This is a genomic window from Cellvibrio sp. ATLC23 (assembly GCF_057196725.1).
Window position 1 is genome coordinate 267664 of the sequence record NZ_JBXUOS010000003.1, and the last position, 14523, is coordinate 282186.

Genomic DNA, 14523 nt, shown 5'->3' on the forward strand with positions numbered 1-14523 from the left:
CCAATTCAATAGGCGGGGATTATGGCGCGGAAATGTGACCCGCCCAAGACATTTTCATTCATTTGCATCGGACGCAACTGGGCGGATTAATCGTGTTAAGCCAGTTTCGCGCAATTCGCGGGCTATATGCTCGCGGATAAGCTCGCCATTAGACATCCGCATCACTTCGTCGAGCAATTGTTTGGCGCGCTCAAAGGTAATGCCGCGAATCACCGATTTTACCTTGGGCAAGTTGGTGGCATTCATTGAAAGCACATCGTACCCCATGGCCATCAATAAAATGGCAGCCCCCGGATCACCCGCCAATTCACCACAGATGCTAACACTGATACCCGCATCATGTGCCGCGTACACAATGTACTGGAGTGCCCGCAAAACAGCGGGGTGAAAGGCCTGATAAAGATCGGCCACCTGGGCATTGTTGCGATCCACCGCCAATAAATACTGGGTGAGATCGTTGCTGCCAACCGAGAGAAAATCCACCCGGCGCGATAATTCCGGCGCGAGATAAACAGCTGCCGGCACTTCGATCATCACCCCGATCTGCGGCTTGCGCACCCTATAGCCTTCTTCAAGCAGCTCTTTATGTACGCGCTGGATAAGTGCCTTGGAAGCATCCACTTCTTGCATATTGGTGATCATCGGCAAGAGGATACGTAGATTATCCAAGCCTTCACTCGCCTTAATCATGGCGCGAATTTGTGCCAGAAAAATCTCGGGGTGATCGAGGGTAACACGAATACCGCGCCAGCCAAGGAAAGGGTTATCTTCTTCAATTGGGAAATAGGGTAAGGCTTTATCGCCGCCGATATCCAAGGTTCGCATAGTGACTGAATGAGGCGCAAAAGCCTCCAACTGTTCACGATAGATGGCGCGCTGCTCTTCCTCGCTGGGAAAACGATCGCGCAGCAGAAAGGGCACCTCGGTGCGGTACAGACCTACACCTTCAGCACCGCGCTCCAATGAACGCAGCACATCGGCCATCAAGCCGGTATTCACATGCAGCGGTAAACGATAGCGATCTTTGGTTTCGCACGGCAGATCCTTGAGCGCCTCCAAGCCCTTTACCAGAGCCTGCTCCTCAAGGAATATCGCCTTGTATTGCTTGCGCAATTGCGCGCTGGGATCGCAATACACTGTACCCTTGTAACCGTCTACAATAATCGGGCGCCCATCCATCTGGGTAAAGGGTAAATCCACCGCACCCATCACGGTTGGAATATCCATCGCCCGCGCCAAAATAGCCACATGGGAGTTGGATGAGCCCAACACTGATACCAAACCAGCCAACTTTTCTTTGGGAATTTCACCCAGCATGGATGCCGTCAACTCTTCACCGATGAGGATGGTTTTATCGGGATAGACACGGGTTTTTTGATTGGACTCTTGGAGATAAGCCAACACGCGCCGCCCCAGATCGCGCAGATCGGTTGCCCGCTCACGCAAATAAGGGTCATTCATACTGTTGAAAATATTTTCGTGCTCGAGGATCACCTCGCTCCAAGCATAGGAAGCGTTGGCACCTTTGCGGATGCGCTCGGTCACTTCGCCGCCAAGGGATGCATCGTCCAACATCGCCAAATAAGCATCGAATAGCGCTTGTTCTTCGCGATTAATACGTGCCTTTAGCTGCTCGCCGAGGGATTTAATATCCTCCCGCACCGCCATCAAGCTGCGCAGGAAAAAGGCGATTTCTTCATCTACATCTTTACAGGGCTGATAGCGCACCGAGCGCAGGTCGGCCGATGGCGTAATCACCACCGCCTCACCTATAGCGATACCCGAGGCACCCGAGACACCGAGAAATTTAGTTTGGGTTGCTTTGGCACCCACCGGAACAACACCACCGGTTGCTTCAGCATGCGCAATGACACCGGCGAGCTGCGCCGACATAGTAACAAGAAATGCCTCTTCACCCTCATCAAAACGACGCTGCTCGACCTGCTGAACGACTAATACACCGAGCACTTTACGGTGATGGATAATGGGCACACCAAGAAAGGATCGATAGCGCTCTTCGCCAGTTTCAGGAAAGTATTGATAGCTGGGGTGCGCCTCTGCGTGCTCGAGGTTAATCGGTTCTTCGCGCACCACTACGCGCCCCACCAAACCCTCACCTGCAGCCAAGCGCACCTTGCCAACCGCATCGATGTTGAGACCATCGGTCGCCATCAGCACATAGTCGCCTTTTTCGTCGCGCAAATAGACTGAACATACTTGCGTGACCATCACCTGTTTCACCCGCGTAACAATAATCGCCAGCGCGGTTTTCATGTCGCGCGCGGCGTTTACTTCCAGAACGATGGAGCGGAGTGAATTTAGCATAGGGCGTGTCGGTCAAACCTGTCGGTAGAGTTGCTTATATTATGTATTGATTAGGGAACGCGAGCTGCGATCTTCAAGATGCGCGTGGAACAATGACAACTCTTTCAACGCCCGGCGATAGACATCGCGCTTGAAAGAGACGACCTTGCCCAGAGGATACCAGTAACTGACCCAGCGCCAATCATCAAACTCGGCGCGACCGCCATTGTTGAGACTCACTTTTGAATCTTCACTCACCATGCGCAGCAAAAACCACTTTTGTTTTTGACCGACACACAGGGGCAAAGAGTTGTGACGCACCAACCGGTGCGGTAACCGATAGCGCAGCCAACCACGGGTACAAGCCAGTATTTGCACATCTTCAGGCCGCAAACCCACTTCTTCATGTAGCTCGCGATAGAGCGCCTGCTCAGGCGTCTCATTCGGGTTAATGCCGCCTTGTGGAAATTGCCAAGCATCCTGACCGCCTACACGCCGAGCCCAGAGCAACTGCCCCTGATCATTAGTCAAAATAATACCCACATTAGGGCGAAATCCGTCGGAATCTATCACGGGGGAATTATCCATATAAAAGGTTTTGCTGTGGCAGAAAACAAAACTCCAGCGATCAAAGAGCGGACATGTTCCACAAAACAGCGTTTTCCGCACTATATCAGGCTTGCTCAAAGCCGCAACCCTGAATCTCGGAAATGGTTTTCGTTGAGCCCACCCGTTACTGCCGCTATCCTAGCGCCCCGCAGTAACAACTTCGGCAATCATTCACTTCATCTATATGGGGAACCACCGTGGCGCTGGCTATTTTTGATCTCGACAACACATTGATTGCAGGCGACAGCGACCACAGTTGGGGCGTATTTCTAGTAGAAAAGCAGCTGGTAGATGCGGAAACCTATCGCCTTGCCAACGATGGTTTTTATGCCGACTACAAAAACGGCACGCTCGATATTCGCGCCTATTTGCAATTTTCGCTCGCACCATTGACCCAACACAGCATGGTAGAGCTGGAAAAATTACACGCAGAATTTATGCGCGATCATATCGAACCACTGATGCTCCCCAAAGCCGAGGCGCTGCTACAACATCACCGCGATCAGGGCGATCACCTGCTGATCATCACCGCCACCAATGGCTTTGTGACCCGCCCCATCGCCAAGCGTTTAGGGGTTGATGACATTCTAGCGACTGATCCAGAAGTAATAGATGACGCTTACACCGGCAATTTTGTCGGTGAACCCTGCTTTCAAGCAGGGAAAATTACACACCTGCACGAGTGGCTCAAGCACAACCATCACTCGCTGGACGGGGCTTACTTTTACAGTGATTCGATTAATGATTTGCCGCTGCTGGAACAGGTTGATCATCCAGTCGTGGTGGATGCCGATGAGCGCCTCACGACGATTGCCCTCGAACGCAACTGGAAAGCAATAAGCCTGCGCTAAGCAGGCTTATTGAAGACCAAACGGAGTTTGTTTTTAGGCTAGATAGACCCGCGCAAATACCGCTTTTAAGTAATCAGTTTCAGGAATGGCCGGATGAATCGGGTGATCCGGCCCCTGCCCGCCCTGCCCAATAATCTGCACATGGCGATCCAAATGGCGGCCCGACGCACGCACGATTTCCAACAAAGTATCTTTGCCTAAGTGCATGGAACACGATGCTGACACCAACAAGCCATCGCGCCCCAATAAGCGCATACCCAGTTCATTAATGTGACGATAGGCTGCCTCACCGGCTTTTTGGTCTTTGCGCTTTTTGATAAAGGCCGGTGGATCAAGCACTACCACATCAAAACGCTCATCGCTGGCGATCAGCTCTTTCAACACATCAATCGCCTTACCCTGGATCGCTCCAACCCGGTCGGCAACACCATTAAGCTGGGCATTTTCCAAAACCGCATCAGTAGCTGACTCCGACGCATCCACACAAATAACCTCGCTCGCTCCTGCAACTGCCGCTTGCACCCCCCAGCCGCCGATGTACGAAAAAACATCCAGCACACGCTTACCCTGCACATACTGCTGCAATTGCGCGCGGTTCATCCGGTGATCATAAAACCAACCGGTTTTCTGCCCTGCACGCACAGGCGCCATAAAGCGAGCACCGTTTTCCACCAACTCGACCGATTCAGGCACTTCGCCGTAAGCGACCTCGGTGTACTCAGACAACCCTTCCAGGGTACGCGCACTATGCTCATTGGCGAGCAAAACACCGTGCGGATTCAACACCTGCACCAGCGCTTCGACGATTTCATCTTTCACCAATTCCATACCAGCACTGGCAATTTGCACCACCAGATAATCACCAAATCTATCCACCACCAATCCCGGCAGCAAATCCGCATCGCCATAGATCAGGCGATAAAAAGGCTCATCAAACGCCATCTCACGCAGCGCTAATGATTGTTTGATGCGGTGCACCAACAGGGATTTATTGAGCGGGTATTTTTCATCGCGGCTAACCAAGCGTCCGCAGATCAAACCATTGGGATTGATGACTGCAATCCCGAGCGGCTTGCCGCTATTGGTGGTCACCAGCGCCTGCTGCCCCATTGCAAAAGATTTGAGTGGCGACTTGGCGATATCCACCTCGTTACTGTAAATCCATAAATGGCCCAGCTTTAAACGGCGATCCGCTTGGGAGTTAAGAACAAGGGTAGGCAAACTCATGGCAAGGCTCACATAGCAAAAAAAGTGAGCGGATTATAAGCCTTGTGCGACTAGGACACAGAATTAAAAATGCGCCAACTGCAAAATGCGTCAGCAGGGCGAGCAAAATGACAGGGAAAATGCTAAGAAACGCACAAATATCGGGTGTTTTGAATGCAGGAGCACGTTTTTTGAACGCTTAGCACTTTATCATTGAAAAGATATGAGCTAACGTTAGCTGTGGCCATAAGTCCCAATAGGCTCAAGAGCTTAGCGCAGACTCTTTATGCCATTTATACCATCGAATTCAATACCAGCCGCCGCCTTATAATCACTTTACGGCGGTCGGTAACCTAGGAAGACATCACATGCATACTCTAAAAACGACGACGATTGTCAGTGCAGCATTCATCAGCCTGCTACTCTCCGCTTGCGGTGGTTCCGGTTCACCTATATCCAATCAAGGTTCAAGCAGTGTTAGTTCAGGTACTGTAGACACCACCACTCCAACAGCCATTGGACTGGGCAGCGGCACCACCTTTGCTGCAGGTCAAATCGGCGTAGGTATAGGTAGCACCACACTATCCCCTGGCGGCAGCACCACATTGACCGTGAATGTGGTGAGCCCAACCAATACGCTGGTGACCAACCCTATCAACATTACTTTTAACTCAGTGTGTGTTGCGGCAGGTGAAGCCACCCTCAAATCTGGCGACGCCACCACCAACAGCGTTTCAACCAATAATGGTCAAGCCACTATTACCTACACGGCTAATGGCTGTGTAGGTAACGACGAGATCACCGCTAGCGCTACTTTAGGCGGCACCACCAAAACAGCAAAAGCGACCTTAAATATAGCGTCCGACACCATCCAAACCGTATCCTTTATTGATGCGATTCCCACCTTGGTAAACCTGAAAGGTACAGGCGGTGGAGAAACATCCATTGTGCGCTTCCGCGTGCTCGGTGGCACTGGCGCGCCCATGAAAGATATAGATATAGATTTCTCCCTCAGCACCTCAGTCGGCGGTCTCAGCCTGACCAATACCACTGCCAAGACAGATAAATCAGGTTATGCAATTACCACCGTACAAGCCGGCGCTGTAGCCACCACCGTGCGCGTTACCGGCAAAGCGCGCGGCACCGAGATATCAACCCAATCAAATCAATTAATTGTATCCACTGGTATTCCCGATCAAGACAGTATGTCTCTGTCAGCCAGCCACCCTATCCCTGTTGGCGCGTGGAATTACGATGGCATTGAATCGCAAATTACCATTCGCATGGCCGATGCGTTCAACAACCCACCACCTAATGGCACGGCTGTAACCTTTACCACTGAAGGCGGCGCCATTGTCTCCGGCTGCCCAACAACAAATGGAGCCTGTACCGTTAAGTGGGTAAGCCAGGCTCCAAAGCCCACTCGCAATAGCGCCAATAACAGTGTTGAACGCATTCTCTGCGTGGATAGCCTAGGCAATCCTGTAGCCGACGCGGCAGCCTGTGCTTTGGAGCGAGCAGGCAGGGTGACTATTTTGGCTACAGCAATTGGCAATGAAAGCTTTATCGATGCCAATGGAAATGGTTATTTCGATAAAGGAATCGATATATTCAGATCATTCAACGATGGCGGTAATTGCGATGCAAACGTACCACCATCATCCGCTAAAACCCCGTCAAACTCCGGTGTCATCCCCTGCGATGACCTTGTTGAGGCCTATCTCGACAAGAACGAAAATCAAAAGCGTGACAGCAATGAAGAGTTCACTGACTTCAACAAAGACAACGCTCACTCAATTGAAAACGGTCTGTACAACGGCGTCCTTTGCCAATTAGAGGGCGACGGCTGCACCAAAACTGGTGTAACAATTCGCGAAGACTTACTGCTGATTATGAATAGCACCAACATGCTCTATCGCAACGGTGTATTTCCCTTCATCAACACCGATGTAAAGCTTAAACCAACCCTAGCAGATGCGGCCCCAGACTTTAAAGTTACCTCATTCTGGATGGCAGATGAAAATGGCCATGGCTTACCCGAGGGCACCACCTTGTCACTTGACACTGCCAACCTTAAAAATGCTGAGGCAACCATTGGCCTAAAAGGTCCAATTTCGGGGTCAAGCTCGCCTACAAAAGTATCCGTAACGGTGGTGGCAAGCAAAACCGATATACCCTTTGGAACCTTTAATATTGACATTAAGGTCCCAACACCTAGTGGCACTGTGACTTACACACAACCCATTATTGTTAGCGCAGAATAGATCTCCCGCCAAATAATCTACCACAAAGCCCCTCATTCATCATGAGGGGCTTGTTATCACCGTCCTTCTATAGTCCCCCAAACGATCACCATATATGTGAATTGGAAGCGCCCTCCGTTGCATGCCGAGCAATAAATCGCACTGCACAGGAGACCCCCCATAAGCTAGCCAATTAATCTACCGCGAGAAACACCAAATAAAACATGCTATTTATTACAGAGAGAAGCATGCATATGAGGAGGAACTTACGGAAATAAAAAACCGGAGCCATTTCTGACTCCGGTTTTTTTATTTCTATGTTTATTTAACGCAGGTTAAGAACTTATTCGGTTGCTGGCGGAGCGTAATACTTTAAGCCCCCTTTACCGTTTACAATATCTTCACCTCGCTCAGTTAATGCGGTTGCATCGCCAACAGATTTAGTTAAATCCAAGTCTGCTTTTTCTGAACTGTTGCCATACCATGACCAAGCCAACCAATTAAAGCCCGCGCTACGCAAATCGGCTCTACCCTTACCTAATAAATCTTCAGGGAGAATTACGCCCTCAGTAATATCTACGGTTAAATCATTGAAATGGCGTGCATAGAAGAAATCTACCTGGCCAAATACCACTTCTTCTTTTTCCACCGGCACCAATCCTTCAAAGATAAGGTCGTCTACTTTAATTGGATCAGTTTTGGACATTGCAGGGCCAGTGACTGAGCCATCCAAGCTGGTTGCAAACGAGAAGCCCATATGCTTTGGCAAGCCATCGCGATTAAACGCAGCGGGGAATGCAACTTTTACCGCAATATCATTCCACTCACCGATTTTTAATTGGTCGTAAGTCATATTGATCACATCAAAATGGTTCGACCAATTCGAATCCTGTAAATAAAACTGCACGGTCAATGATGTAACACCTTGATAATAAGCAGGTATGAACAAGCGCGTTTTAAAGGTGAAGGGGTCGTTGAAATTCAGGCCTTCAATTTTTGCGGGATTTTGATGCTGCACATCGATGCGGTCAGCAAAATCTTTTGCGGTGATATTTAACGTGCCGCCACTCGCTTCTACGATAGCAGAATCACCCCAACTGAAAGCCACCCAATTATCGGCATCAACTTCGAACGTACCATGGTAAATAGTGCCCAACTCAAACGCATTGTTTTCAGCCACGCCGCTGATCACTAAATCTTTGATCACCACAGCGCCGTAGAAATTAGGATTGGCTGTGCCGTCACCCACCCCCAAGTTTCCAATCTGAATTCCCAGTGAACTTAAGCCTGCTCCTTTTGCACCAAAGTCAGCAGTCAAAATCATTTCATTCCAGGCACCGTAGGTAATATTGCCTAAGTCTGACGAGGTCAACCACTCACCCTCACTGTTAAAAAATTTGCCGTATGCCCATGAGCCCTGGTAGCCCGCCGGGAAATAAATATTGGCTTTGATTTGAATCGGCTTGGTGAAATCTACGCCAGTAATACCTTTGTAGATGGCCACAACCTGATCCTTACCTTGCGCACGTGTTAAACCAACACCTTCACCCGCGACCTGAGCAACCAAGGTACCTTCCCATGCCGTTTCCCAACCAGTGATCGCATTTTCAAAATTCGCATTCAGTAATTCTTTTGCACCACTGCCCTCAACGATTTTGAAATTATCAAATTTGATATCGCCGACAACTTCCGGGACTTTGCCGTTGGATACCAACTCCAACCCGACTTTGGTTACCCGCTTCATATTAAAGTTGTCACTTGCCCAACCAAATGAACCTTTGTTTTTTACGGCAACCTTGATGGTATTCCAAGCATCCGGCGTTTGCTGCCACACACCATTCCAACCCAGATTGGCATACTCGCCATTTTCATCGCGCAGGTACATTTGGAAGCCCATGTTGCCGTCGTTGACATAAGCTTTATCAAACAGCACATCAAAACTTATGTCGGTGCCAGTCACATCAATCGGCTCATCCAAAGGCACTGTGTAGCCCACTTTATCGTTTGCACTCTTCCAGGGAACAGCGACTGCAAGCGCATAATCACCGGCAGCTTTTTCGATAATCTCTTTATGCTTGACCGGTTTGTCGCCCACACCCGAACCACCAAATTCGCTCATAATGAACGGCATTTTTTGCGAGCGCAGCACCGCCAAGGCAGTATCGATTTTGGCGTTGCTGTTCCAATAAGAGCCGTAGCCGTGTACCGAGAGCACCAAGTTTTTCTCGCTGTCAGCCGCCAACAATTCCTTACCGCGATCAGCCGCAAACGCGTAATAATCCACACCACAAGGCGCATCGATTACCAAAGGCAGTTGAAAACCTGCTTTACGAAAAGCGCGGATCGCTGTTTTGTAATTGTCGATGTAAGTTTTGTAGCCGGTGGAGTTGCCGTTAAACACGTCTTTCGGCCCCCAACCGCTGGCGATATTAATCATCAAGTTATTTTGATAGCGATCTTGATGGATGATCGGCAAAAAGGTTTTTAACCAGGTTGTTTTTACCGCAGCTGAAAACAGACTTTCGTCATCAGTACAGGCGAGCGCTGTATCCGCGAGGCTCAAGATAACAAACAGCTTGTTAGTAATGGCCGCATTGAGTGCCGCCTCTAAATTGGATGGCACAGTGGTCGAATTAACCGTAATACGGACAATATTGGAGCCGGTTTCGCTGATCGCTTTAATGCCATCAAAACGCCCGAGCGGATCTTCCGCATATTGCAAGTTGATGCCGTGAAAGCTGGCGGGCTTCCCTTGAAAAAGAATATCTTCACCGCTTGCGCGCAATACAGGCAACCCTGCAGTTGGGCGCTGGGGATTGGGATCTTCCGTTACCACTTCCGGTATCAGTTTATGATCTTCCGCATCGGAGGAGCCCAACATGCTGCCGCCACCGCAGCCGTACAATAATCCTGCGCTGGTCATGAGCGCGATTAACGTCATCTTATTTTTCATTTCAAACTCCAGAATTCTATTATTCGGTATGCGCCGCCATGCGGCGCTTATCGCTCATGAACTTAGAAAGAAACATTTACACCGGCGGTGTAACGCGCTTCTTGCACCCACAGGGACTGGAACTGATCCTCAAACTGGGCATAGCTTTTTCTGCTCTCCTCAGTGAGGTTGGTGCCATTAAGGAAGAAGCTCCAGTTATCGTTCAGCCAATAACTAATGGACAAATCCAAATAACCCACCGGCTCAACCCAATTCGCCATTTGCATCACCGCCACATTGGTGGTTACCCCCGTGCGTTTGGAGAACTCGGCACTGCGGTAGTTGTAGGCCAAACGAACGTTCAGGCCGTCTTTGTCGTACCAGAGAATCAGGTTGGTTTGATTTTCAGAGTTGGACGGCAGTGGCAGCTTGTTACCCATAATGTCCACTTCGCTGGTTTCGCTGTGCGAATAGGTGTAGTTAAATTCGATACCGGTGGCGCTCAGATATTCGCCCGGCAAGAAAGTAAACGGCTGTTTGTAGCCAAATTCGATACCATAAAGATCCGATGCACCCACATTGCGGGTGGTGTAGATATTGGCCTGGCGGCCGCGATCGATACCATCCATATCCAGAAAGTGGCGCGCCTCTTGATAATCCTCTACTGCGGTATCCACCTGAATCAAAAACATCCCCAGCCCGAGGATGGCATTCTCGTCAAAGTACCACTCGGCCGATGCGTTATAGACGGTAGACATCCAGGGCTTGATATCAGGATTACCCTTATCCTCACCACCGCCGATACAACCCACCGTATCCTGACGCTGCTGGCCATTTGATGGATCAAGCACCATCACTGGATTGCCGTTTTCATCGGTTTTATTACATTGGCCGTACCAGAGCGCCATGCTTGAACCCACCTGCTCCAAATCGTTACGGGTCATGGTTTTGGCCACACCAAAACGGGCGATCACGTCATCGCTAGGGAACAGGTTCAGGTTGAATGAGGGCAAGACTTCGGTATTACTATTTTTGTAATTTTCAGTCTCGTAGACGTAGGCGATTTTTTGCCAGTCGTCATAGCCGATGGAGTTAAAGGAATCGAGCACGTCTGGCACGACACTCTTATCTACCGAACGCTCGGTTTTTACCGCTTGCAAACCAAGGTTACCGCGGTAAGGAATGCCAAACAGTCCAGTGCTTTCGTTGCCAAAATTAAGCTGGACATAAGTGTTGGTTGATGTCTCTTCCACGCCGTAGGTATAACCCGGGTCGTTAACGGTACGGGTACCGGGGTAAAGACGATTCATAAACTCATAGGGGTTATCCCATTGCGAGGGATTGAGCGAGGCAACACCCTGCTCGAAACCTTTGATCGGGCCAAAGTCGCTGAACGCCATGGTGTCTGCTGCACTGAAACCATTGTCCTGCAAACCGCCAATATCAATCAGGCTGGAATTGGTTTCGGCGAAGTTAAACTTCAACCAGTTGGGATACTTCTGCCAAATCAGGTTGCCCGGCAGCAGTTTGTAGCGCTTGTCCACCGGCACACGGGAGTCTTCCCAATCGGTGTAACGACCGGTTGGGGTAACGTAGAAAAACTTGTTGTGATCCGCCTCGCGCACTGAGTGGCGCACACCGCCTTCAATCGATTCGATAAAGTCGCCATCCAGATTGAACTTCACATCCGCGCGCACCACATTGAGCTCTGCTTCCGTATTGGCGCCCTCAGCAAAACCCTGGTACTGCTTAAGCAAGTCAGAACTGGAGAGATCATCCGGATAGGTAAAAGTTGGATAGTCGCCGGTGTAATCCACGGTCACGCGGAAGCCATCCACCGCATCTTTACCACTAATGCCGTCTTCATCGACCCACAACCAGGCGGGAGTACCTTGCTGAAACGCCGCTTTGCGGTACTGCTTTTCCGCCTCGGCATGCAATACCCGCAAGCTTGCTTCCAGATTGTCGTTATTGGTGTAATTCACCTGAAAGTTAGTATTGAGCGCGGCCGTTTTTTCGATTTCACTGGTCGAATTGGTTTGAAAATCAGCTGACCAAATTTCAGCTTTTTTCAATGAGTGGATATTGACGTTGCGCAGTACGCCACTGCTATCGGTGTAACTGAAGGGATGACCTTCACCCACCACCGTGCCCGCTTGCAACACATCAAAGGTCTGCTCGCGGTATTTAGCTGATTCACCATTCACTTGGAAAGATTCAGGCGTATGACGGCCATTAAAGCCCGCTTTTACACCGCGATTGTATTTATCCATCTGGGTGTAAAACACATCGCCGCGCACCGACCAGTTGTCATTCAAGGTGTACTTGGCCGTGATAGAGCCACCATCGCGGTCGCGCTCTACAAAGCTGCTGCTAGCGCCAAATTCGTTGGGCACCAAATACCAATCGGTGGTTTCATAGCCCGCCTCGGGGTGAGGATTGCTCAGGTCGCCAACTGGTTTGCCACCCTGACTGTCGAGAAAAGCCAAATTATGCTCTTCCCACATGGAGTAGTTAGCCGCGTAAGAGTTAGCCGTATAGAGGTTGGCCAACACTGCAAAGTTATCGCCATTATTAAACCCAAAAACACCGGAAACACTGTAATCCGGGTCGCGCGTGCCCGTGGTCCCGTCATTGTTATACTCTTCAGTAGAGAGTGAGCCCCAACCGCCCTCTACCCGCGCACGAGCGGTAAGACCTTGATCCAGAGTAGAAGGGTCGAGGGTTTTCAAATCCACCACACCCGAAATACCGCCCGCTAGAGTTTTAGCCGATTGCGATTTGTACACGTCCACACCGCTGATCATTGAAGCGGGTACGTCTGAATAGTTGGCCTGAATACCCGTGATTGACCAAGGGCTGAGAAATTGCTCGCCGTTTAGCGTGGTCAATACTTGCGGCATGCCGCGTACGTTCAGGGTGGTACCCTCACCTGCTTCGCGAGTGATCTGCACACCCGTCACACGCTGCAGGGAGTCCGTGATGGTGGTATCGGGCAGCTTGCCTATATCCTCGGCAACAATCGAATCTACCACTACGGACGAGTTGCGTTTGATATCAATGGCTTTGGCCTGCGATGCACGCACGCCTTTAACGAAAACTTCCTCAACCTGCTCATCGCTGGTTGGCGCGGCTGCAGGTTCTTGTGCATAAGCCTGCACACCGTAAAGGGCACAGCCTATCGCCAGAACCAACGCTTTTTTTCCGGTAGTGATACCGCTAGGTTTGGTCATCTTGAGCTTCCTCGTGTTGTTATCTTTTATAAAAATCCAGACATACAGGCGGCAGCAAACGCAAAGCATCACAGCCACTGCAAGAGCGGCAAGCCGATGAGATCCTTTGCTAGTTATGCAGCACTGAAGATTCTTTAATTGCGTAAATTTATTGTGATTGCTGTACTGATATCGCGATTAAATAGTATTAATGGCACTTATTTGAATTTATTGAGCCAAGCGATAATGAATCAAAATGTAATCGGTTTCAAGAATAATTTGTGACCGGTTACATGGTAAGCAGGAATGGGAGGTTAAGAAGGAAGACCCTATGACATCTGGCAGGTGGCGCAGCAAAAAATTATAATCAATTGATAAATATAGAAAAAATGTTTAAATATTAATAAAAATGCCAAACCAACAGTAAAATTACAAATAAAAATAGCACTGCATATAAAAATAAACTGCTATATGAAGCACTAAAAAGATATCGGTTTCATTCCAGATGAGTAATGGAGAGCACCCAGACAATAAAAAACCCGGCCATGCCGGGTTTTTAGGAGCGTTGAAATAAAACGACACTAAAGCAATTTTTCAATCGCCTCAGCCAATTTGGGGGAGTCGGGCTTGGTCATACTGCCGAAGTACTCGGCGACCCGGCCGTCCTTGCCTACCAAGTACTTATTGAAGTTCCATTTTGGCTCTTTGGCTTGCTCCGCCAGCGCCTTAAACAGCGGATTAGCCTCTTTGCCAGTCACATGGGTTGGCGACAACATGGTAAATGTCACACCGTAATTGAGGTAGCAAATTTCTGCTGCCTTTTCCTCATCCGCATCTTCTTGCTTGAAGTCATCGCTGGCAAAACCAACCACTACGAGACCTTTGTCTTTGTATTTTTTGTGCAGTGCTTCCAGCTCTTTAAACTGTGAAGTAAACCCACAGTGGCTGGCGGTATTCACCACTAGCACGGTTTTGTTTTCCATCAACTGACAGACATCCACCATATCTTTGGAGTGCAACTTCCGGTATTCGCCTTTCATATAGTCCGGGCACGCAGAAGCGGCAGCACTAACTAATCCGACCATAGCCACTCCCAATAACCTAGCCAGAGGGGTAATAAATGATTTCACAGGTAATTCCTCGCTTAACAAGATCAGAACACAACA

At 49.6% G+C, this 14523-nt stretch carries 8 protein-coding genes; 2 read left to right on the forward strand and 6 right to left on the reverse strand.

Features of this window, described 5'->3' with window-relative positions; translation table 11 throughout:
* Nucleotides 1–54: 54 nt before the first annotated feature.
* Both ptsP and AC2CG4_RS06790 read right to left on the reverse strand, forming a co-directional pair.
* Nucleotides 55–2325 (reverse strand): phosphoenolpyruvate--protein phosphotransferase, encoded by a 2271-nt coding sequence (ptsP, locus tag AC2CG4_RS06785; protein ID WP_484485525.1) that lies wholly within the window; start codon nucleotides 2323–2325, stop codon nucleotides 55–57.
* 39 nt (nucleotides 2326–2364) lie between these two features.
* Nucleotides 2365–2877 (reverse strand): RNA pyrophosphohydrolase, encoded by a 513-nt coding sequence (locus AC2CG4_RS06790; RefSeq protein ID WP_484485707.1) that lies wholly within the window; start codon nucleotides 2875–2877, stop codon nucleotides 2365–2367.
* A gap of 233 nt (nucleotides 2878–3110) precedes the next feature.
* Between AC2CG4_RS06790 and AC2CG4_RS06795 the strand changes: the two genes are divergently transcribed.
* Nucleotides 3111–3764: a histidinol-phosphatase gene (locus tag AC2CG4_RS06795; protein ID WP_484485526.1), complete on the forward strand. Its 654-nt coding sequence runs from the start codon at nucleotides 3111–3113 to the stop codon at nucleotides 3762–3764.
* A gap of 33 nt (nucleotides 3765–3797) precedes the next feature.
* Here the strand turns inward: AC2CG4_RS06795 and AC2CG4_RS06800 are convergent, their stop codons facing one another.
* A complete protein-coding gene (locus tag AC2CG4_RS06800) occupies nucleotides 3798–4991 on the reverse strand; it encodes a class I SAM-dependent rRNA methyltransferase (RefSeq protein WP_484485527.1) in 1194 nt (397 codons plus the stop codon).
* Between the two features lie 347 nt (nucleotides 4992–5338).
* Here AC2CG4_RS06800 and AC2CG4_RS06805 point away from each other — a divergent pair, with 347 nt between their 5' ends.
* Nucleotides 5339–7234 carry a hypothetical protein gene (locus AC2CG4_RS06805; protein WP_484485528.1) on the forward strand — a complete coding sequence of 632 codons (1896 nt, stop codon included), beginning with the start codon at nucleotides 5339–5341 and terminating at the stop codon, nucleotides 7232–7234.
* A 322-nt stretch (nucleotides 7235–7556) separates the two neighbouring features.
* Here the strand turns inward: AC2CG4_RS06805 and AC2CG4_RS06810 are convergent, their stop codons facing one another.
* The 3 genes from AC2CG4_RS06810 to AC2CG4_RS06820 all read right to left on the reverse strand — a co-directional run bounded on the left by AC2CG4_RS06810 (nucleotide 7557) and on the right by AC2CG4_RS06820 (nucleotide 14442).
* Nucleotides 7557–10166, reverse strand: a complete 2610-nt coding sequence (locus AC2CG4_RS06810; RefSeq protein ID WP_484485529.1) for a cellulase family glycosylhydrolase — start codon at nucleotides 10164–10166, stop codon at nucleotides 7557–7559.
* A 62-nt stretch (nucleotides 10167–10228) separates the two neighbouring features.
* Nucleotides 10229–13378: a TonB-dependent receptor gene (locus AC2CG4_RS06815; protein WP_484485530.1), complete on the reverse strand. Its 3150-nt coding sequence runs from the start codon at nucleotides 13376–13378 to the stop codon at nucleotides 10229–10231.
* Nucleotides 13379–13938: 560 nt separating this feature from the next.
* Nucleotides 13939–14442, reverse strand: coding sequence for a glutathione peroxidase (locus AC2CG4_RS06820; protein WP_062061732.1), 504 nt, complete (start codon nucleotides 14440–14442; stop codon nucleotides 13939–13941).
* Nucleotides 14443–14523 lie beyond the last annotated feature (81 nt).